The organism is Plantactinospora sp. DSM 117369, from assembly GCF_053764795.1.
In genome coordinates, this window is record NZ_CM132446.1 from 9,039,203 (window position 1) to 9,058,532 (window position 19,330).

Below are 19,330 nucleotides of genomic sequence, written 5' to 3' on the forward strand. Positions count from 1 at the left end.
GCTAGGCCTCGTAGGGACCAGCGGCTCGTGGTGCTCCGTGGCCCTTACCCAGGTGTCGGCCGTCGCAAGCGCGGAAGGTCTTGCTGATGTCAGCGTGCCTGCCGGTTCCTGCCGCGTCAAGGGCTGATGCCCGGGTCGGGCGACGTCTTTGCCCGGGTCGCCATCCGAGCCTGACCGGCCGGACGGGCCGACGACGGCCGTCCGAGGCGCCAAAGCCCTGATCATCGACGGTCGCAGCCTGTCAACGAACGGAGACGGGCGGCGATCCGGCGCCGGATCGCCGCCCGTCGGCGACATCGCTGTGCGTCAGCTCACTAGCCGACGCGAGCCGCCTCCGGTGGCCCGTACCTCCGCGGCCCCCGCTCGGCGGAACGGAGAGCTGGTCGGTACGGGCCGCCCGGGGCGACGTGGTGCGGAACTACTTGAGGGTGACCTTCGCGCCCTCGGCCTCGAGCTTGGCCTTGGCCTTGTCGGCGGCCTCCTTGTTGGCCTTCTCCAGGACCGGCTTCGGCGCGCCCTCGACGAGGTCCTTGGCCTCCTTCAGGCCCAGGCCGGTCAGCTCGCGCACGACCTTGATGACCTGGATCTTCTTGCCGCCGTCGGCCTCCAGGATGACGTCGAACTCGTCCTGCTCCGGCTCGGCCTCGGCGGCCGGGGCCGCCGGGCCACCGGCGGCGATGGCCACCGGCGCGGCGGCGGTCACGTCGAAGGTGGTCTCGAACTGCTTCACGAACTCCGAGAGCTCGATCAGCGTCATCTCCTTGAACGCGTCGAGCAGCTCTTCGGTGCTGAGCTTCGCCATGGTGTCTGGCGTCCTTTCCTAATCTCTTACACGAATATCGGGGGTACCGGAGGGCTGGCCGCTCAGGCCTGCCCCTCCTTCTCACGCTTGTCCTGCAGGGCAGCCGCCAGGCGGGCGGTCTGCGCCAGCGGCGCCTGGAACAGGGCAGCGGCCTTGCTCAGGCTGCCCTTCATCGCGCCGGCCATCTTGGCCAGCAGCACCTCACGGGACTCGAGGTCGGCGAGCTTGTTGACCTCGTCCGCGGTGATCGCCCGGCCCTCGAAGACGCCACCCTTGATGACGAGCTTCGGGTTGGCCTTCGCGAACTCCCGCAGACCCTTCGCCGCCTCGACCACGTCGCCGGAGACGAAGGTCAGCGCGGTAGGACCGGTGAACAGCTCGTCGAGGCCGGCAATGCCAGCGTCCGTCGCGGCGCGCTTGGCCAGCGTGTTCTTCGCCACCTCGTAGGTCGTGTCCCGACCGAGCGAGCGGCGTAGCTGGGTGAGCTGGGAAACCGTCAGGCCGCGGTACTCGGTGAGCACGGTGGCTCCCGAGTTGCGGAAGTATTCGGTGAGCTCGGCGACGGCGGTGGCCTTGTCGGCCCGAACCGGCTTGTCCGCCATGTCCCTCCTCTCTCGTTGCTCCAGGCTGATCACGGCCCGACCGGCCGTCTGGGCGCGGTCGGAGCCCGGGTGCGGGTCGGAAGTTCCGCCGCAACGAGAGAAGCCCCGGCGCAGGGCGCACGGGGCGGGAAGGTCATGCGGACACGACCTGACGCTACCGTCTCCCCTGCGCGGGCCGCCCGTCGAGCGGGACCTTCGACCGTGCCGGGGCACGGTGACCAGCGGTCTCTGGGTGAAACTTGTCGGCCAAGTTACCTTGACCGACTTATCAGAGTACGGGATGCCCGCCGTAACGACCAAATCACCCGAGGTGGTCCGGCTCACGTCCGGCCCATCCCGCTCAGGCGCCACGTCCCGGGCTCACGTCCGGTGGCGGCGGAGCCAGGCGTACCCCGCCAGCGCCGCCGCGCTCCAGAGCAGGGCGTGCCCGGTCAACAGGGCCACCGACCAGCCGGTCGGCCCGGCGGTGCTGGCCCGGGCGGTGGCGAGTACCGGGGGCGCGATCCAGGGCAGCACCGAGTCCTTCAGCCCGAAGACGTACACCCCGACCACCCCGCCAACCAGGGCGGCCAGCCCGTACAGCGGGCTGTTGGTCGCCGCCCGGCTGGCCAGCGCGCCCAGGGCGACGGCCGCCGGCAGGACCAGCAGGTGTGCCCAGAGCCCGACCGTCATGCCCAGCGCGAGCGGCAGGTCGCCGTCCCGTTGGGGGCCGGTCACCCCGCCCACCAGCCAGGGCAGCAGCAGCGCGACCGGGACCAGGGCCAGCCCGGCCAGCCCGGCGGCGAGGATCCCGCCGGCCAGTTCCGCCCGGCGGCCGGCGGCGACCACGGCGAGCCGGCGCTGGGTGTCCGGCTCGGTGTCCAGCAGCAGCTTGGTCTGCCAGGCCAGGACCGGGAAGAGCAGCACGGCGGAGACGCCGTACGCCTCGGCTGCCTGTGCGGCACCGCCCCCATACAGCACGGTGAGCGCGACCAGCCCGGCGATCAGCGGCGGCAGCGCCCGAGCGGTCCGAACGAATCCCGCCAACCGCATCCGAGCCAGCGCGATCACGACGCCTCCCCGGTGGCCGCGACGGGTTTCGCCGACTGCTCGCCGCCCCCGTCGACCGCCCCGGCCGGATCACCGGGACCGCCCGAAACAGCCGGAACGCCGGAAACGGCCGGAGCGGCCTCGGCACCGGAAACGGCCGGAGCGGCCTCGGCACCGGAAACGGCCCGGGTGCCCGAGGCCGCCGGGGTGCGCGCCGGAGCGGCCAGCTCGGCCGGAGGTTCACCGTGTCCGGCGGGGCGTACCCCGAGCACCTGGTGGCCGGCGCGGCGCAGCGCGGCGACGGTCTCCAGTGCCCGGGCGGTCGGCACCGCGATCTCCACCACGGAAGTCCCGACTCCGGCGGTCCCCTGGTCGGCGGCGGCCGGAGGCACGGCGGTGACGCTCCCGGCAGAACCCGGAGACACTGCGGTGCGGCCCTCGGCCGGGGTCCCGCCCCCGGCGGGCCGCTGGTCGGCGGAGCCCGGAGACATGACGCGCACGGTCCCGTCGGTCACGCTCCACTGCGCGGCGTGCGGCAACCGGACCGTCTCGCCACGGTGGTCGCTGACCAGTACGGCGCCGCCGCCGTCGAGTACCTCCGCGATCAGCTCGGGGACCAGTTCGCGGGTGGCCGCGTCCAGCCCCTCCCACGGTTCGTCGAGGACGAGCAGACCGGGCGGGCGGAGCAGGGCCTGGGCCAGCCCGACCTTCTGGGCGGTGCCCTTGGAGAGCGCCGGCAGCCGGACGTCGCGGTACGCCGCCAGCCCGAGGCGCTCGATCCAGCCGGTCACGGTACGGGCTGCCGCCGTGGCCGAGAGCCCCCGGATCCGGCCCATCCCGGTGAGGTACTGGCCGACGGTATGCGGCTGGTCCGCCGGAAAGCGCTCCGGCACCCAGCCGACCGTCCGGGGCCGGTCCCGGACCACACCCCGGGTCGGGTCCAGTACGCCCACCGCCACCTGGAGCAGCGTCGACTTGCCCACCCCGTTGCGACCGAGCACCACGGCGCTCTGCCCGGGGCCGATCTCCACCTCGACCGCGCGCAGCACCCACGGGTCGCGGGCGCCGTACCGCAGCCAGACCTGATCCAGTCGCACGGATAGCAGCGTGCCACAGCGCTGCCGGGAACGCGGGGCCGCAGCGCTCGGGATGGTGGTGGCACCGGTCCCAAGCCCTCCGGCGCACCGGAAACACCGACGCGGGACGCCCGCGAAACGTCGCTGGGCGCCCCGCGTCGGACGGGACTGACCGGTTCCGGTCGAGGCTCAGGCCTCGGCCGACTCCCGCAGGTTCTTCACCACGTTCGGGTCGACCGGAACGCCCGGGCCCATGGTGGTGGTGAGGGTGACCTTCCGGAGGTACTTGCCCTTGGCCGCGGACGGCTTGGACCGGAGCACCTCGTCGAGCACCGCGGCGTAGTTGTCGACCAACTGGGCCTCGGAGAACGAGGCCTTGCCGATGATCAGGTGCAGGTTGGAGTGCTTGTCCACCCGGAAGGTGATCTTGCCGCCCTTGATGTCCGAGACGGCCTTGGTGACGTCCATGGTCACCGTGCCGGTCTTCGGGTTCGGCATGAGACCGCGCGGGCCCAGGATCCGCGCGATCCGGCCGATCTTGGCCATCTGGTCCGGCGTGGCGATCGCGGCGTCGAAGTCCAGCCAGCCCTCCTGGATCCGGGCGACCAGCTCGTCGGTGCCGACCACGTCCGCTCCGGCTGCGGTCGCCTCCTCGGCCTTGGCGCCGGCCGCGAAGACGATCACGCGGGCGGTCTTGCCGGTGCCGTGCGGAAGGTTGACCGTGCCCCGGACCATCTGGTCGGCCTTGCGGGGGTCGACGCCGAGGCGCATAGCGACCTCGACCGTGGCGTCGAACTTGACGGTGCTGCTCCCCTTGGCCAGCTTGACGGCCTCGATCGGGGTGTAGAGCTTGTCCCGATCGATGGCCTCGGCGGCCTTGCGGTAGCTCTTGCTGCGCTGCATCTCTGATTACTCCTGTGGTGTCTGGCGGGCTGCGGGGTGCCGCGGCCCTCCCACGAACTGGTCGTGCCGGTCAGGGGTGGTAAAGAGGGACCTATTCCTTGACCGTGATGCCCATCGACCGGGCGGTGCCGGCGATGATCTTCTCGGCCTGGTCGAGGTCGTTGGCGTTCAGGTCGGCCATCTTCTTCTCGGCGATCTCGCGCAGCTGGGCGCGGGTGACCGAGCCGACCTTCTGGCTCTGCGGGACGCCGGAGCCCTTCTGCACGCCGGCAGCCTTGATCAGCAGTCGGGCGGCGGGCGGGGTCTTCAGCACGAAGGTGAAGGTCCGGTCCTCGTACACGCTGATCTCGGCCGGCACGATGTCACCGCGCTGCGACTCGGTCTGCGAGTTGTAGGACTTGCAGAACTCCATGATGTTGACGCCGTGCTGACCCAGCGCCGGACCGACCGGCGGCGCCGGGGTGGCCTGGCCCGCCGGGAGCTGAAGCGTGAACGTCTTGACGAGCTTCTTCTTCGGAGGCATGTCTCTTCCTGGGCTTGAAACTGGGGAACGTGCACCTGAGGTCACCCGTCGGCGCGCACGGTCAAGCGCGCCTGCGTGGCGGGCGACGTTCAAGAGTAGCGCAGCACCCTCGCGGGCGCCGCGCCGAGGTCGGCCGGGGCTGGATGAGGCTGGCCAGGGCCGGATCCGGGTGTGCCCGGACCGCCGGGCGTCCCGTCAATCAGATCTTGGCGACCTGGTTGAAGTTGAGCTCGACCGGAGTCTCCCGACCGAAGATCGACACCAGGACCTTGAGCTTCTGCTGGTCGGCGTTGATCTCGCTGATCGTGGCCGGCAGCGACGCGAAGGCGCCGTCGGTCACGGTGACCGAGTCACCGACCTCGAAGTCGAGCACCTTGACCTCCGGCTTCGCCTTCTTGGTCTCGGTCTCCACCGCCGGGGCGAGCCACTTGAGCACCTCGTCGAGCGAGAGCGGCGCCGGCCGGTCGGCCCGGTCGGTCGCGCCGACGAAGCCGGTCACCCCCGGGGTGTTGCGCACGCAGGAGTACGACTCCGGGGTCAGCTCCATCCGGACCAGGATGTAACCCGGAAAGACCTTGTTCTGGACCTGGAGGCGCTTGCCGTTCTTGACCTCGACCTCTTCCCGGGTCGGCACCTCGACCTGGTAGATGAACTCTTCCATGTCGAGGCTGGTGATCCGGGTCTCCAGGTTCGTCTTGACCTTGTTCTCGTAACCGGCGTACGAGTGGACCACAAACCAGTCACCGGGCGCGTAGCGCAGCTTCTGCCGCAGCTCGGCGACCGGGTCGTAGTCCTCGTCCGGCGCCTGCTCGGCGGCGAACTCCGGCTCGTTGGCGGCCTCGACCGACTCGGTACCGCTCGCCGTCGCCACCGCGGACTGCTCGTCCGGGGTCTCGGCGGTCTCGTCGTACTCAGGCACGCTCGCTCACTTCCGTCACTATCAGGTGGGGCAGGTGGTCAGCTAGAGCCGCCGAAGACCCACAGCACGCCGCGGGCGAAGGCGAAGTCCAGCCCGGCCACGATCGTCAGCACCACGGCGACGAACACGACCACCACGGCGGTGTAGGTCAGCAGCTCCTTACGGGTCGGCCAGATGACCTTACGCAGCTCCGCCACGACCTCGCGGAAGAACCGGGCAAGCCGGCCGAATATTCCGACCCGACCCTCGGTCTTGGTCTTGGGCGTGCTGTCCGCCGATTCGGCCTTAGTGCGCTCCCGGGTGGCGGTGCCACCACGCCCGACCGGCTCGTCCGCCTCGTCGTCGGCGTCATCGTCGACAACGTCGTCGATCATCTCGTCGTCGAGACGGTCGTTGTCGTCCTCGTCGCGCCGATTCTTCTCGGCCACTTCGCCCTCCGTCGCCGGGTGGTTGGTACGCGCGCCGGTGGGCGCACGCTGCGCTTTTCACGCCGGCCGGAACCCGGAGTCTCCGCCGCGGGCGCCGACCGCCCTCGACCGAACCCTCCGGACGACCGTCCCCGGAACGGCCCGCGGCCGGCGGATCCGTCAGGGAACGGACCGGGCGGACTGACCGCCCCGGCTCGACCCCGCCGGTGCCACCAACACGAGCCGGTCGCCACAGGTGGTGGCGACGCCGATCCCGGGACCGGTCAGGCCGTAGGCGCAGGGGTGACAGGACTTGAACCTGCAGCCTGCGGTTTTGGAGACCGCTGCTCTGCCAATTGAGCTACACCCCTGTGCGGGCAGCTGGACCCACTCAGGCACGCACGCCTGAGTAGAGGCCACTTGCCCCACGGCGGACCAGTGTACGGGTAGAGGCACGAGTTTCCCAACCGGTGTGCCCCAGCGAGCCCGCCGCACCTGGTCCAGCCCGGACTAGGCCGGGGTACGGATCACCGCCCGGGCCTGGGCCAGCACCTTCTCCCCCTGGCAGGTGGCGGTCAGGTCGAGCCGGGTGAGTCCGTCCTCGGGCTCGCCCCGCACGGCGGCGCTCACCTCGATCTCGGTGCCCTCGTCGTCGTCCGGGACCACCACCGGCCGGGTGAACCGGACGCTGTACTCCACCACCGCGTCCGGCGAGCCGGCCCAGTCGGTGACCGCCCGTCCGACCAGCGCCATGGTGAACATGCCGTGCGCGATCACCCCGGGCAGCCCCACCTTGGTGGCGAACCGGTCGCTCCAGTGGATGGGATTGAAGTCGCCCGAGGCGCCCGCGTACCGGATCAGGTCCGCGCGGGTGATCCGGAAGGTCCGGGGAGACAGATCCATCTCAGCCCTCTCCGCGTACGACGAGCTTGGTCCAGACGGTGACCACCGGCTCCCCGGCGGTCGTGTTCACCTCGGTGCGGGTGGTCATGAAGGCGTGCGCGCCCCGGTTGACGATCTCCTCGATCGTGTTGACGCAGACCAGCTCGTCGCCGGCCACCACCGGCCGGGTGTACCGGAACCGCTGGTCGCCGTGGACCACCCGGCTGTAGTCGACCCCGAGTTCCGGGTCATCGACGATCTGCCGGTTGGCCGCCATGGTGATCGTGAACGGATACGTCGGCGGGGCCACCACGTCGGCGTGCCCGAGCGCCCGGGCGGCATCCGGATCATGGTGCGCCGGGTCAGCGGCGCCGATCGCGGTGGCGAACTCTCGGATCTTCTCGCGCCCCACCTGGTAGGGCGGGGTCGGCGGATAGCTGCGGCCGGCGAAGGACGGGTCCAGGGACATGCCGCCGAACCTACACGGCCGGGGCGAGCCGCCGGGGTCGCCGCCCAGCGGCCGGAACCCGCCCGTGGGACGCCCGGAGCGGTCCCGCCGCACGCCGACCCCGGGCCGGCTGCGGACAGCAGAATCGCCGCCCCGGGGCCTCGGGCGGGAGCGGGCTCGCAGGCGCGCTCGCCAGAGGCTGGAACGGCGATGCTGGAGGTCTCTGACCGGCCGACTCCCGTCGGCGGCGGATCAGCGGGTCTCGCGGTGCAGGGTGTGCTTGCCGTCCCGGGGGCAGAACTTCTTCAGCTCGATGCGGTCCGGGTCGTTACGGCGGTTCTTACGCGTGATGTAGTTGCGCTCCTTGCACTCCACACACGCCAAAGTGATCTTGGGACGGACATCGGTCGCCTTGGCCACGGCGGGGCGCCTTCCTCGTTAGCGGACTGAACTACGACGTACCAGCGTAGACGCCTGCCACGCGGACACGCAAAGTGGGCGCCAACGGCGCCCTCTCGTTTCGGTCTCCGGGTCGGCCCCGGCGCCCGAGAGTAGCGGTGGCCGGACTTGAACCGGCGACACAGCGATTATGAGCCGCTTGCTCTGCCATCTGAGCTACACCGCCGAGGCGGGTCCAGCTGAACCCTCTGAGCCCCCTTACGGAATCGAACCGTAGACCTTCTCCTTACCATGGAGACGCTCTGCCGACTGAGCTAAGGGGGCGCGCACGCGATCTTTCCCGGTGGCGCGCAGAGGTAAGAGTACACGTCGTCGGGCACGAGGTGAAATCAGATCCCCGGTGGCCATACCGGGGCATCGACCCCGGGTCGCCGGCGCAGCTCAGGGCACCGCCCGCAGCCGCCGTACGTCGGCCGGGCCGGACTGGGTGTCGGACTCCGTCTGGGCCGCGAACCAGGCCTCCAGGCGCTCGTACGGCAGCGGACGGCTGAACAGGAAGCCCTGCCCGATCTGGCACCCGATGTCCTGGAGCAGTTCCAGGGTGAGTTCGCTCTCCACCCCCTCGGCCACCACCGCCAGGCCGAACTGCTGGGAGAGCGTCACCACCGCGTTGACGATCGCCAGATCCACCGGATCGGTCGCCATCCCCTGCACGAACGAGCGGTCGACCTTGACCTCGTTGACCGGCAGCCGGCGCAGGTAGGAGAGCGACGAGTGGCCGGTGCCGAAGTCGTCGACGGCGAGGCGTACCCCGATGTCGCGCAGCCGGCGCAGCCCCGGCACCGCGCGCTCGGTGCCGTCCAGTACGCCGGCCTCCTTGATCTCCAGCGTGAGCAGTTCCGGGGCGACGCCGTACTCCGCGAGCATCCCCTGCACCAGGGTCGGAAACTGCTGGTCGGCGAGCGTACGCGGAGAGATGTTCACCGAGACGGCGAGGGTGTCGCCGCCGCTGGTCCAGTCGCGGCTGCGCCGCAGCGCCTCGCCGAGCACCAGCTTGGTCAGCTCGGGAAGCTGGCCGGTGTGCTCCGCCACCGCCACGAAGTCCTCCGGGGCCACCGTCCCGTGGGCCGGGTGCACCCACCGGGCCAGGCACTCCACCCCGACCAGCCGCCGGTCGGTCAGGGCGACCTTCGGCTGGTAGTAGACCTCCACCTCGGCGTGGTCGAGCGCGCGGCGCAGGTCGCCGGCCAGGCCGAGCCGGCGCGACGAGCGGGATTCCAGCCCGGGGCTGAACAGCTGGATGCCGTCCGGCGCCGACTTGGCCCTGGTCACCGCGAGGTCGGCGCGCTGGAGCAGGGTCGCCGGGTCGTCGCCGTGGTCCGGATGCACCGCCACCCCGACCACGGTGTCGATGTCGAGGACCAGCACGTCGAAGACCATCCGGTCGCGGATCTGCTCGCGCAGCTCGGCGGCGAGGTCGAGTGCCGCGTCGATGCTCTCCATCCGCAGCGTCACCACGAACTCGTCGCTACCGACCCGACCCACCAGTGCGGCGGAGGGAGCCGAGGCGCGCAGCCGGGTCGCCACCTCGACGAGTACCCGGTCACCGGCCGCGTGCCCGACGGACTCGTTGACCTGGCGAAGCCCGGCCACGTCGAAGAGGAGCAGCGCGACGACCTCGTTCGGCGCGCGTACCCGGACCGCCTCTTCCAGCGCCCCGGTCACCCGCCGCCGGTTGGGCAGGTTGGTCAGTCCGTCGTGGTACGCGTCGTGCCGCAGCCGGTCGACCAGGCGGGAGTTCTCCAGGGCGACCGCGACGTGCGCGGCGATGGTCTCGAAGATCGGCACGTCGGCGGGGGTGAAGTGGCCGATGTCGGCGAGCCGGTTCACCACCTCGATCGAGCCGATCACCGCCTGGCCGGAGCGCAGCGGAGTGACGATCACGTCCTTGAGGCCCGCTTCCCGCAACGCCTCCCGTACGTCCGGATGACCATCCATCCGGCTGCCGGCGGCGACGGTCCGGCTCTCCTGGGTGGCGCGCTCCCGGGCGACCAGCGGGGTCCGGGAGAGGTCGAGCAGCCCCGAGTCGTCGACCCGGGCGGTGAGCAGAACCTCCGGGTGCCGGCCCTGGGCGGGGAGCCAGAGGGTGGCGTACTCGGCCTGCATCAGCGCCCGTACCCGACCCAGCAGCGAGTCGGCCAGGGTGCCGTCCTGGCCGCGCTCGCTCATCGCCTTGGTCAGTTCGTAGACGTCCGCCAGGGTCCGGTGCTGCCGGAAGAACTGTGCGTACGAGCGGTAGAGCAGGACCAGCGCGGCGGCGAGCGCGAGCAGGAGCAGGGCGGACCACGGGGTGACCCGGAGGCAGATCACGATGACCAGGCCCAGGGCCACGTTGAGCATCACCGTGAGCAGGCCGGGACCGGAGGTGCGGAACACCTCCCAACCCGCCTGCGCTCCGTGCATGATCGCGAAGACTCCGGCGACCGCGCCCAGCGTCACCAGCGCGTGGGTCGCCACGGCGGCGGCGAGCACCCCCCAGGTGCTCGGCCCGAAGCCGTGCATCTCCGGCAGCGCCAGCACGACCAGACTCGCCAGCGACACGGCCGCGGCGGACTTGGCGACGTTGAACCACAGCTTCGCCGGCGGGAACCGGCGGTAGATCTGGGTGATCAGCGAACCGAGCGTGAAGACGAGTACGACGGTGAGCGGTGGCAGCAGGTAGAGCCCGAAGAGCAGGGGAATCTCGCTGAACGTGGTGGCCGTGGTCTGTCGCCGGACGACGTAGAACAGCAACGGCGTGTCACCCAGCAGCGCAAGGCCGAGCACCAGGGCCGCCAACGCCCACTCGTCGGGCGGACCGTCGAGGACACCGAGCACCACCGCCAGGACGACCGCGAAGATGGCCAGCGGGCCGGTGATCAGCCAGGCGTGCTCAGAGGATCGACGTGGTGACGGTGGGCGCCCAGCCATACCACTCCCGATGGAAGAGAGTCCGTCCCTCGACGCGGGTGGTCGCTAGACCCAGTCCCAGCCGAGGGCCTGGAGCCCGGCCTCCGGCTCGGTCGCGTCACCCTCGGTTGCGTCACCCTCGGTTGGAGGGTCGGTCGAGTCAGCGATCCAGGTGTGGCCGCTTCGGTCCCGCACAGCCAGATCGGTCACCGCGGTCGCCGCGGCGAAGCCACTGACGGCGAGCGCCGCGAGCAGAAGTAGGGAGCCTATGAGGCGGCCCAACCTCCATGCAGGCATCGGTTGCTCCCGTCGAGGTAGCGTCGTGGAAGGTAGATGTTCCATGATGGTGCCACAGTCCGAGGAACCCGCAAAGCCATCGGAAGAGCGACCATCCGGGGATCGGCAAAGTCTAACCGTTCGGTAGGGACAAGTCCGCCGGCCGGCCGCAACCCCACCTGCCGGCAAATGCCCGACATGATTCACTCCCCGCTTAATAAGACTCACCACCCGTACGCGATCAGCCGTACCAAATACCGTTGTCGACGGATTTCGGCTAAACCACTGCAACCGCGTAACTCCACCCATCACGGACGCAGTGGCGCCGCAGAATGGGTCGACATCGGGACACTAGGGATACCTCGGACCGGTGTCCACAGCAGACTCATCGAGCGCCGGCCGGAGGGCGTGCGGCCGGCACCCCGACGTCGGCAGGATCACAGTCCGTGACAGCACCCTCCGTGAAGGATCCGGTCCGGGCGGCCGCCACGGCATCCCGGGCCGCCCGAACCGCGAACTCCCGGTCGGGCGAGGACCGCAGCAGCACCAGCTCGTGGTAGAGCGGCGCGGTCGCCGCGACAAGCAGCCGGCGCGGATCGCAGCCCGCCGGGATCTCGCCGCGCCGTACGGCCCGGTGCACGATGACGGCGCAGCGGTCGTACCGGTCGGCCCAGAAGGAGCGGAGGGCATCCGCGGCCTGCGCCGACCGGAACGACGCGGCGATCAGCGCCATCGTGAGCGGGGGTTCGGCGGTCAGCGCCGCGTACACCTCGGAGTTGACGGCGTGCAGGTCGCCCGCCAGCGAGCCGGTGTCGGGTGCCCGCCAGTCGTCGTCGGTCGCCTCGGCGAGTACGTCCGCGAGCAGCCCACCGACGTCGCGCCAGCGCCGGTAGACCGTGGTGCGGTGCACCCCCGACCGGTCCGCCACGGCGTCGACGCACAGCGCGTCGTAGCCGTACTCGACGAGGTGGGCCCGGACCGCGTCGAGGACCCGGCGGCGGACCGCGGCGCTGCGGCCCCCCGGCCGGCGGACCGGCCCGGCGGCGGAATCGGTTGGCGGTCGGGGCGGCGACATGGCACGATCTTAGTGCTACATCCGTAGACTTAAGGTAGGTACCCGTCCGATGGTCAGGTGAGCGTCACCCCGCGTCCCGAGCCGCCGCACGACCGGTGGCTGATCCGCCGACGACCGGAGTCGCTCCGATGCCTACCCAACTCAGCCTGCACAACGTCACGAAGCGTTACGCCGACCGGACCGTGCTCGACGGGGTCAGCTGCGCCATCGCCGCCGACGAACGCACCGCGATCATCGGCGAGAACGGCTCCGGCAAATCCACCCTGCTCCGGCTGCTCGCCGGGCGGGAGCAGCCCGACGAGGGGCGGGTGACGGTCGTCACCACCGGCGGCCTCGGCTACCTGGGCCAGGACGCGCCGCTGCCGGGGTACCTGACGGTGCGGCAGGCGATCGACGACGCGCTGGCCGAGCTGCGCCGGATCGAGGCGCGGCTGCGGGAGTTGGAGCCGCTGCTCGGCGACGGCGACCAGCGGCTGCTGGCCGAGTACGGCGAACTGGCCACCATCTTCGAGCTGCGCGGCGGGTACGACGCCGACGCCCGGGTGGAACGGACGCTGCACGCGCTCGGCCTGGCCGGGGTCGACCGGAGCCGGCGGCTCGGCGCGCTCTCCGGCGGCGAGCAGGCCCGGCTGCACCTGGCCGCGGTGCTGTCGACCGGCTCCGAGGTGCTGCTGCTCGACGAGCCGACCAACCATCTCGACGACCACTCGCTGAGCTGGCTGGAGGAACACCTGCGCAGCCGGCGGGGCAGCACGGTGGTGGTCTCACACGACCGGGTCTTCCTCGACCGGGTCGCCGGCACACTGATCGAAGTGGACGGTGACCGGCACACCCTGGAGCGGTATGGCGACGGATATGCCGGATTTCTCGCTACGAAGGCGGCGGCCCGGCGGCGCTGGGCCCAGGCTCACCTCGACTGGCAGACCGAGGTAGGCCGGCTGCGGGAGGCGGTGGCAACCACGGCCCGGCAGGTCGCACCGGGCCGGGAGATGAAGGACCGCAACAAGATGGCGTACGACCGGAACGCCGGCCGGGTGCAGCAGTCCGTCGCCAGCCGGGTACGCAACGCCGAACAACGGCTCCGTCGGCTGACCGGGCGGCCCGTGCCGCCGCCACCGCAGCCACTCCGGTTCACCCCGACGCTGGCCGGTGGCGGTGGCCGCCTCGGCGTGCTGCTCGACGCCGATGGTGTGGCGGTCGACGGGCGGCTGGCGGCGACCCGGTTGACGCTGGGTAGCGGAGAGCGGCTGCTGATCAGCGGGGCGAACGGGGCCGGGAAGAGCACCCTGCTGCGGGTACTCGCCGGTGAGCTGGTTCCGGACGCCGGCCGGGTGGTCCGGCGCGGACGGATCGGCTACCTGCCGCAGGAGGTCGGGCGGGAACGGCCGCAGGAGCCGCTGCTCAGCGCCTTCGGGCGGGGCCGGCCCGGAGCGCCGACCGAGCACCTCGACGAATTGCTCTCACTGGGGCTGTTCGACCGGGAGCGGCTCGGCGTACCCGTCGGGGAGCTCTCCACCGGCCAGCGGCGGCGGCTCGCGCTGGCCCGCCTGGTCAGCGACCCGGCTGACCTACTGCTGCTCGACGAACCGACCAATCACCTCTCGCCGGGCCTGGTCGAGGAGTTGGAGGCCGCCCTCGCGGAATATCCGGGCGCGGTGGTGGTGGTCAGCCACGACCGGCGGCTACGCGAGCGGTGGCGCGGCGAGCACCGGGTGATGACCGCCGGGGTACTCGACCCCGAACCGGTCTCCGTCACGAACTGATTACGAAGCGCCAGGCGCCGGTTTGCGATTCGGACAGGTCGCCAACCGCTCGAAATACTAAAGAAAGGAAACTGAATGACAACCCCGCGTCCTCCGTCGGTCCGGGAGTTCCGGATAGCCGATTCCACCGCCGGCCCGTACGGCGTCACTATCGGACCGGACGGCGCAATATGGGTCACCCTGGTGCATGCCGGGGAAATCATCCGAATGACCGCCGACGGCGAGGTTCAGCGTTACCAACTCGACGAATCGGCGAGCGGACCCTCCGTCATCGCGGCGGGACCGGACGGCGCACTCTGGTTCACCCGGTTCCGGGACCACCGGATCGGCCGGCTGTCGCTCTCCGGCCAGGTCAGCTCCTTTCCGGTCCCGTCGCCGACCGGCGGCCCATACGGGATCACCGCCGGGCCGGACGGCGCGCTCTGGTTCACCGAGATGAACAGTGACCGGATCGGCCGGATCGACCCGGATGGCGAGGTCGAGGAGTTCGCGCTGCCGCAGGCTGGGGGCTTCCCCTCGATGATCACCGCCGGTGTCGATGGGGCGCTCTGGTTCACGCTCAACCAGGCGAACGCGGTCGGCCGGATCGATCTCGACGGCGAGATCACGCTGCACCCGCTGCCGACGGCCGGCGCCGGACCGGTCGGCATCGCGTCCGGCGCGGACGGCGCGGTCTGGTTCGTCGAGATCGCCGCCGGCCAGCTCGGCCGGATCACCCCGGACGGGCGGATCACCGAGATCCCGCTGCCGGACCGGACCGCCCGGCCACACGCGATCGCCGCCGGGCCGGACGGAAGCTACTGGTTCACCGAGTGGGACGCCAACCGGGTCGGGCGGCTCGGCCCGGACGGCACGATCCGGGAGTACGAGCTGCCGACCCCGGGGTCGGAGCCGCACGGGATTACTGTCGGTCCAGACGGGGTGGTGTGGGTCGCTCTGGAGATCGGTGCGGTGGCCCGGATGGCGTGCTGAACAGAGCTGTGTGGGTCTTGCCTACTCCTCCGGCTGCTCGGACGGCCCCCACCGGCCGGGAACCGGGCCGGCTGCCCGTCGGGCGATTACGAGGTCGCTGTACTCGTCGCCCGCGAACCCGCAGTTGACCCAGCGCCGCTGGCTCACCTGGCGGCGGCGGTCGGCGTCCTCGATCGCGTGGCGTACCGCCAGGCGGACGACCCAGTAGAGCAGTGCGCGCATGACAGCCGACAGGGCGACGTACACCGTCAGGACGAACACCAGCTCGGGGTACCGGTTTCCTTCCCGGGTCCCGGCTCGTCCGCGTCGGCGGCGGCCGACCGGCGTACCGGCGAGGATGCTCGGACAGCGAGGCGGGTGCTCAACCGGCGAGCCGACCGAGTACGCCGGACTCGGCCACGATCACCACGCCGATCGACATGAAGACGACGGGCACGATCCAGTGCCCGAAGCGCTGAACGACCTCGACGACCTTCTGGTGCGAGCCGAGCCATGACCCGGCCAGACACCAGACCGCGACCCCGACGGCGAAGACCGCCACCGTGACCAGGCTGTCCGTGACCCCGATGGTGCGGAACAACGGCGTGTAGACGGAGATGTTGTCCGCCCCGTTCGCCACCGTCACCCCGGCCACCGAGAACAGCCCGGTGGCGACGGCGGGCGCCGGTGGCTCGGCGTCGCCACGGGCGCGGATCGCCGCCACGAGTCCTCTCACCCCGAGGCCGAACGGGACCAGGCCCAGCAGCCCGACCCACTGGTCGGGGACGATCGTCAGGCCGAGCGCGGTCGCGGCGGAGATGGCGACGAGGGCCGCGATGCCGGCGTACTGACCGGCCCAGATCTGCCACGGCCGGGGCGTGCCGGCCGCCCGGGCGGAGAGGAAGAGCACGGTCAGCACGATGATGTCGTCGACGTTCGTACCGGCGAACACCCCGACCGCGGCGACCAGCGTTCCGACAAGATCTCCCACCTGAGGAATGTACGTGCCGCCGGGGACGGGGCAGGGCAAGGCCGGTCGCCGCCGGAGGCTCGACGCTCGGCGGTCCGGGTGCACAATGCGCGGCGTGGGCGACTTCATCGTGTACCTCATCCCGACCGACCTGACCTGGCAGCCGAGCCGGGACGCGGCCGAGCGCACCGCCGCCGAGGCACGGCGGCGCGCCGGCATTCCGGAGCACGTGTACCCCAGCATCGAGGTGGAGTTCTTCGCGCGGATCACCGTGGCCCACCCGTTCGAGAACCTGGAGCGGATCGGGTGCCCGCGGTGCGGTGGCGTGATCGATGTGGGCTGGTTCGACCGGTTGACGGATCTCAACTCGCCCAACCCCGACGGGTTCGACGACCTGACCACGACGGTGCCGTGCTGCGGTGGGCTGGTCTCCCTCGCCGACCTCGACTACGACTGGCCGGCCGGGTTCTCCCGGTTCCGGATCACGTTGTGGAATCCGGCGCGCGAGCTGACCGGCGACGATCTGGTGACCCTGTCGGCGGGGTTGGGCCACGAACTCCGCCTCATCCACGCGCATCCCTGAGCTGGCGTCGGAGCAGGTCTCCGGTTGGGTGCGCGGCGCGAGGTGCTGGCTAGGCCGGGTCGACGGCGCGGGAGGCGAGCAGGGCGCCGACCGCGAGCAGCGCCGGCCCGGCGAGCGTCACTGCGGCCAGCAGCGCCGCTGGCACGTCCACCACGTTGGCCAGCGACACGGCGACGCCGGCCGAGAGGAAGACGCCGTCATCCGGGTTCGAGAACGTCCACCAGGCCGACCACCTGCGGGTGAGATCGTGGAAGGCAACGGCCGTCGAGAGGGCGACCAGCAGCGCCCCGAGCGGCACGAGGGCGGCCCGCTCGGCACGCGACGCCGACAGCGCCAGCACACCCGCCGCCGCGAGCGTAGCCAGCAGCGCCGGCCAGGCGGTACCGAGCAGGCCGAGCAGCGGGTCGCCGTCGACCCGGGACCAGGCGTCCGCACCGACGATCACGAGCAGGAGTACGGCGACGACTCTCGCCAGTACGGTGGCCTTCGGTCGATGCCGAGCCGGCAGGGCGAGTACTGCCACGGCAAGGCAGAGCACTCCGAGCAACAGTGCTACGCCGGCAAGCCGATCCGCGTCGAGCGCCTGCCGCCACTGGTCGAGAATCGGCTGTGGGAGCGCCGTCCGTCCCGTCGATGCGGCACTACCGTCCAGCGGGGTGTAGTCCGGGATGAGCCACTGGCGGGTGGCCGGTCGTGCGGAGCCCCGCCACAGTTCCACCGCCGTGGGGAGCGCCAGCAGGGCGATTCCGGTGGCGAGGGCCGGTCGTACGCGCGGGGCTGCCGGGCCGGCGACCAGGACGTACCCGATCAGGGCGGCCGATGCGACGAGACCGCACTGTGCGGCGGCGCGGTCGATGGAGATCAGTGCCGACAGGACCGACATGGTGCCGGCGGCAGCGAAGAGCGTCAGCAGGACACGGGTGGGGCGCACGGCCAGCGATCATTCCATAGACGGGTCACGACGGGTGAGGTTCTGCGGTCCGGGCCGGTCACCGGTCGGCGCGTTTGCGACGCTTCCCGCAGATCGCCGCAGACCGGGGGGTCGGATTATGATCTTGACCGGCCTCGCGTGCAGCGCCGTGGCCGGTCAGCCGATGCGTACGGCCCTGAACAGGATGATCACCACCCCCGACGGCGATGCCTACCTCGCTGAGCACGCCGACCTGCTCCTCGCGGTGTTCAAGCGGCTCACTCCACCGGGCAAGCAGTTCTTCCTCGAGCGCGCCGCGCGAAACCTGGACACGCACGGCCAGCTCGTGGCGGCACTCACGAACAGTCCGGACCACGCCGTGCGGATGGCCGCCCGCGCGCTGGTCGCCCAATCCGAGGACACGCTGCCTGAAGACCTGCGCGACAAGCTCGACCGCTTTCGCGCGGCGGCGGCCGCGCGCGGTCTACCGGCTGAGGACGTGGCGCGGTGGCTGCGCACCGCCCGCCGCACCGCGATGTTGTCCCCGGACGCGGACGGCCCGGTCGCCGGCCGGTTCGGCGGCCCCCTGCTGCTCCCGCTCGACATGCCCGTACCCGAGTCCTCGTTCGAGTCGATGGGGCGGCAGTATCGCTTCGACCATCAGCTCATCGCGACTATCGACCTGGCCGCCAACCCGGAAGGCACGACCGACCTGCCCCTCCCGTCGGACGGTCACCCGCTGCTGTTCGCCGTCGCCGAACTGGACGCCGTGCTCCTCGGCAGCGCGGTCTACCTCCCGGTCGGCACCCCGTCGAGGAACGCCAGCAGAACCTCGACTACCAGCCGTACGAGTACGACACGCCCGAGGATCTGGACGCCACCCTGCGGAGTCGCGGTGAGCTGCGGCTGGCGCTTCGCGGGTATGGCTGACGCGTTCGCGTCAGCTGGGTACGGGATCGGGGATACCGGACAGGAGAGCCAGTCGTAGTTTGGTCTCGTCCTCGGTATCGCTGGCGGCGCTAAGGATCACGATTTTGAGTTCTGCGTCGCCGTCGGTCAGGACATCGCAATCGACCGCGATCGGCCCGACCGTGGGGTGCTCGACGATCTTGTGGTCTTCGCGGTGTGCACCGACGGCGCCAGAGGCCCACAGCTCGGCGAAGCGTTGGTTGCCCGTGGTGAGTACCCGGATCAGGTTGGTCAGGCGGCTGTTGTTCGGGAAGCGTCCGGTGGCGCGGCGCAAATCAGCCACGATGGCGGCTTCAACCGTTTCGCTCGCAAGCGAGGTGACCGGCCACTGTGACAGTCGTGGGCCATCCCCGTCGATCGGGAAGCTGTCACGAGCGAAGTTGCGAAGCCCGGCCGGCGTTGCTGACGGGTCGCCAAGAAGCGCCGCCCAGCCGCGATTCCACCAGATAAGCTGCCAATCCCCGGCAAAGACCGCGACGGCGACGTCGCCGAGTCGCTTGAGTACACGGTGGATGCCGGGCGGGATGTGGTCTGAGATCTCCGCTTCGGTGGGAGTGACAAGCCGGGCCAGCCGAAACAGATGATCGCGTTCCGCGTCGCGGAGTTGCAGGGCACGAGCGAGTGCGGCGACCACCTGTGCTGAGGGGGTGGTGAACCGTCCCTGCTCCAGGCGTACGACGTAGTCGACCGAGATCCCGGCGAGCTCGGCAAGCTCCTCCCGGCGCAGCCCCTTCACTCGGCGCGCGCGCCCACTGAGCAGCCCTACGGCTGCTGGGGAGACGCGGTCGCGCCAAGCGCGCAGAGTCGCACCAAGCTCTGTGGCGTGAGCAGCCATACGACGATTGTCTCGCGCGGCCGGTTGCCGAGGGTGGTAGCACTGTTCCCACTGTCGCG

The 19,330-nt window shown here is 71.0% G+C and carries 21 protein-coding genes and 3 tRNA genes; 4 read left to right on the forward strand and 20 right to left on the reverse strand.

All coding sequences use genetic code 11. The features are described 5' to 3' along the window. Positions 1 to 418: 418 nt before the first annotated feature. The 16 genes from rplL to ACSMXO_RS38805 form a co-directional block, all read right to left on the reverse strand. Positions 419 to 802: a 50S ribosomal protein L7/L12 gene (gene rplL / locus ACSMXO_RS38730; RefSeq protein ID WP_318395959.1), complete on the reverse strand. Its 384-nt coding sequence runs from the start codon at positions 800 to 802 to the stop codon at positions 419 to 421. Positions 803 to 864: 62 nt separating this feature from the next. Continuing rightward, entirely contained in the window at positions 865 to 1,404 is a 540-nt protein-coding gene (gene rplJ / locus ACSMXO_RS38735; protein WP_101368155.1) for a 50S ribosomal protein L10, read from the reverse strand. Positions 1,405 to 1,764: 360 nt separating this feature from the next. After that, complete coding sequence (locus tag ACSMXO_RS38740) at positions 1,765 to 2,454, reverse strand: hypothetical protein (protein ID WP_455415755.1); 690 nt, start codon at positions 2,452 to 2,454, stop codon at positions 1,765 to 1,767. After that, entirely contained in the window at positions 2,451 to 3,530 is a 1,080-nt protein-coding gene (locus ACSMXO_RS38745; protein WP_455415756.1) for an ATP-binding cassette domain-containing protein, read from the reverse strand. The genes ACSMXO_RS38740 and ACSMXO_RS38745 overlap by 4 nt, the downstream gene beginning before the upstream one ends. Positions 3,531 to 3,698: 168 nt before the next feature. Continuing rightward, positions 3,699 to 4,412 carry a 50S ribosomal protein L1 gene (rplA, locus tag ACSMXO_RS38750; RefSeq protein ID WP_346258319.1) on the reverse strand — a complete coding sequence of 238 codons (714 nt, stop codon included), beginning with the start codon at positions 4,410 to 4,412 and terminating at the stop codon, positions 3,699 to 3,701. A 91-nt stretch (positions 4,413 to 4,503) separates the two neighbouring features. Continuing rightward, entirely contained in the window at positions 4,504 to 4,935 is a 432-nt protein-coding gene (gene rplK, locus ACSMXO_RS38755; protein ID WP_318395963.1) for a 50S ribosomal protein L11, read from the reverse strand. A 199-nt stretch (positions 4,936 to 5,134) separates the two neighbouring features. Continuing rightward, complete coding sequence (gene nusG / locus ACSMXO_RS38760; protein WP_346258320.1) at positions 5,135 to 5,854, reverse strand: transcription termination/antitermination protein NusG; 720 nt, start codon at positions 5,852 to 5,854, stop codon at positions 5,135 to 5,137. A gap of 38 nt (positions 5,855 to 5,892) precedes the next feature. Continuing rightward, entirely contained in the window at positions 5,893 to 6,282 is a 390-nt protein-coding gene (secE, locus tag ACSMXO_RS38765; protein WP_346258321.1) for a preprotein translocase subunit SecE, read from the reverse strand. 277 nt (positions 6,283 to 6,559) lie between these two features. Continuing rightward, positions 6,560 to 6,632: transfer RNA gene (locus ACSMXO_RS38770), tRNA-Trp, on the reverse strand. Between the two features lie 139 nt (positions 6,633 to 6,771). Then, the gene (locus ACSMXO_RS38775; RefSeq protein ID WP_346258322.1) at positions 6,772 to 7,164 is read right to left on the reverse strand and encodes a MaoC family dehydratase; all 393 of its coding nucleotides are present in this window, start codon (positions 7,162 to 7,164) and stop codon (positions 6,772 to 6,774) included. A gap of 1 nt (position 7,165) precedes the next feature. Continuing rightward, a complete protein-coding gene (locus ACSMXO_RS38780) occupies positions 7,166 to 7,612 on the reverse strand; it encodes a MaoC family dehydratase N-terminal domain-containing protein (protein WP_346258323.1) in 447 nt (148 codons plus the stop codon). Positions 7,613 to 7,843: 231 nt separating this feature from the next. After that, positions 7,844 to 8,011, reverse strand: a complete 168-nt coding sequence (rpmG, locus tag ACSMXO_RS38785) for a 50S ribosomal protein L33 (protein WP_046567246.1) — start codon at positions 8,009 to 8,011, stop codon at positions 7,844 to 7,846. 132 nt (positions 8,012 to 8,143) lie between these two features. Further along, positions 8,144 to 8,216 (reverse strand) — tRNA-Met (locus ACSMXO_RS38790). 25 nt (positions 8,217 to 8,241) lie between these two features. Further along, a tRNA-Thr gene (locus ACSMXO_RS38795) sits at positions 8,242 to 8,314 on the reverse strand. Between the two features lie 117 nt (positions 8,315 to 8,431). Beyond that, on the reverse strand, positions 8,432 to 10,960 hold the full coding sequence (locus tag ACSMXO_RS38800) for a putative bifunctional diguanylate cyclase/phosphodiesterase (protein WP_455415757.1): 2,529 nt from the start codon (positions 10,958 to 10,960) through the stop codon (positions 8,432 to 8,434). Between the two features lie 640 nt (positions 10,961 to 11,600). After that, positions 11,601 to 12,290, reverse strand: a complete 690-nt coding sequence (locus tag ACSMXO_RS38805; RefSeq protein ID WP_455415758.1) for a TetR/AcrR family transcriptional regulator — start codon at positions 12,288 to 12,290, stop codon at positions 11,601 to 11,603. A gap of 128 nt (positions 12,291 to 12,418) precedes the next feature. On the opposite strand from ACSMXO_RS38805, the gene abc-f reads away from it, so the two are divergent. After that, complete coding sequence (gene abc-f / locus ACSMXO_RS38810) at positions 12,419 to 14,053, forward strand: ribosomal protection-like ABC-F family protein (RefSeq protein WP_455415759.1); 1,635 nt, start codon at positions 12,419 to 12,421, stop codon at positions 14,051 to 14,053. Positions 14,054 to 14,128: 75 nt separating this feature from the next. Next, positions 14,129 to 15,025: a Vgb family protein gene (locus ACSMXO_RS38815; RefSeq protein ID WP_455415760.1), complete on the forward strand. Its 897-nt coding sequence runs from the start codon at positions 14,129 to 14,131 to the stop codon at positions 15,023 to 15,025. A 21-nt stretch (positions 15,026 to 15,046) separates the two neighbouring features. Here ACSMXO_RS38815 and ACSMXO_RS38820 read toward each other — a convergent pair whose 3' ends face one another. Beyond that, a complete protein-coding gene (locus ACSMXO_RS38820; protein ID WP_455415761.1) occupies positions 15,047 to 15,286 on the reverse strand; it encodes a hypothetical protein in 240 nt (79 codons plus the stop codon). A 100-nt stretch (positions 15,287 to 15,386) separates the two neighbouring features. Continuing rightward, the gene (locus tag ACSMXO_RS38825; protein WP_455415762.1) at positions 15,387 to 15,995 is read right to left on the reverse strand and encodes a cadmium resistance transporter; all 609 of its coding nucleotides are present in this window, start codon (positions 15,993 to 15,995) and stop codon (positions 15,387 to 15,389) included. A 94-nt stretch (positions 15,996 to 16,089) separates the two neighbouring features. Between ACSMXO_RS38825 and ACSMXO_RS38830 the strand changes: the two genes are divergently transcribed. Next, positions 16,090 to 16,557 (forward strand): hypothetical protein, encoded by a 468-nt coding sequence (locus ACSMXO_RS38830; protein ID WP_455415763.1) that lies wholly within the window; start codon positions 16,090 to 16,092, stop codon positions 16,555 to 16,557. Positions 16,558 to 16,606: 49 nt separating this feature from the next. Here the strand turns inward: ACSMXO_RS38830 and ACSMXO_RS38835 are convergent, their stop codons facing one another. Beyond that, positions 16,607 to 17,488 carry a hypothetical protein gene (locus ACSMXO_RS38835; RefSeq protein ID WP_455415764.1) on the reverse strand — a complete coding sequence of 294 codons (882 nt, stop codon included), beginning with the start codon at positions 17,486 to 17,488 and terminating at the stop codon, positions 16,607 to 16,609. Between the two features lie 124 nt (positions 17,489 to 17,612). Between ACSMXO_RS38835 and ACSMXO_RS38840 the strand changes: the two genes are divergently transcribed. Continuing rightward, a complete protein-coding gene (locus tag ACSMXO_RS38840; RefSeq protein WP_455415765.1) occupies positions 17,613 to 18,455 on the forward strand; it encodes a hypothetical protein in 843 nt (280 codons plus the stop codon). Here ACSMXO_RS38840 and ACSMXO_RS38845 read toward each other — a convergent pair. Beyond that, complete coding sequence (locus ACSMXO_RS38845) at positions 18,408 to 19,271, reverse strand: helix-turn-helix transcriptional regulator (RefSeq protein WP_455415766.1); 864 nt, start codon at positions 19,269 to 19,271, stop codon at positions 18,408 to 18,410. The two genes, ACSMXO_RS38840 and ACSMXO_RS38845, sit on opposite strands and share 48 nt — an antisense overlap. Between the last annotated feature and the right edge of the window lie 59 nt (positions 19,272 to 19,330).

Excerpts from the sequence above, each read along its gene's own strand:
- rplL (WP_318395959.1), bottom strand. The coding sequence starts at position 802 with ATGGCGAAGCTCAGCACCGAAGAGCTGCTCGACGCGTTCAAGGAGATG.
- rplJ (WP_101368155.1), bottom strand. The coding sequence starts at position 1,404 with ATGGCGGACAAGCCGGTTCGGGCCGACAAGGCCACCGCCGTCGCCGAG.
- rplA (WP_346258319.1), bottom strand. The coding sequence starts at position 4,412 with ATGCAGCGCAGCAAGAGCTACCGCAAGGCCGCCGAGGCCATCGATCGG.
- rplK (WP_318395963.1), bottom strand. The coding sequence starts at position 4,935 with ATGCCTCCGAAGAAGAAGCTCGTCAAGACGTTCACGCTTCAGCTCCCG.
- ACSMXO_RS38775 (WP_346258322.1), bottom strand. The coding sequence starts at position 7,164 with ATGGATCTGTCTCCCCGGACCTTCCGGATCACCCGCGCGGACCTGATC.
- ACSMXO_RS38780 (WP_346258323.1), bottom strand. The coding sequence starts at position 7,612 with ATGTCCCTGGACCCGTCCTTCGCCGGCCGCAGCTATCCGCCGACCCCG.
- ACSMXO_RS38800 (WP_455415757.1), bottom strand. The coding sequence starts at position 10,960 with ATGGCTGGGCGCCCACCGTCACCACGTCGATCCTCTGAGCACGCCTGG.
- ACSMXO_RS38805 (WP_455415758.1), bottom strand. The coding sequence starts at position 12,290 with ATGTCGCCGCCCCGACCGCCAACCGATTCCGCCGCCGGGCCGGTCCGC.
- abc-f (WP_455415759.1), top strand. The coding sequence starts at position 12,419 with ATGCCTACCCAACTCAGCCTGCACAACGTCACGAAGCGTTACGCCGAC.
- ACSMXO_RS38815 (WP_455415760.1), top strand. The coding sequence starts at position 14,129 with ATGACAACCCCGCGTCCTCCGTCGGTCCGGGAGTTCCGGATAGCCGAT.
- ACSMXO_RS38845 (WP_455415766.1), bottom strand. The coding sequence starts at position 19,271 with ATGGCTGCTCACGCCACAGAGCTTGGTGCGACTCTGCGCGCTTGGCGC.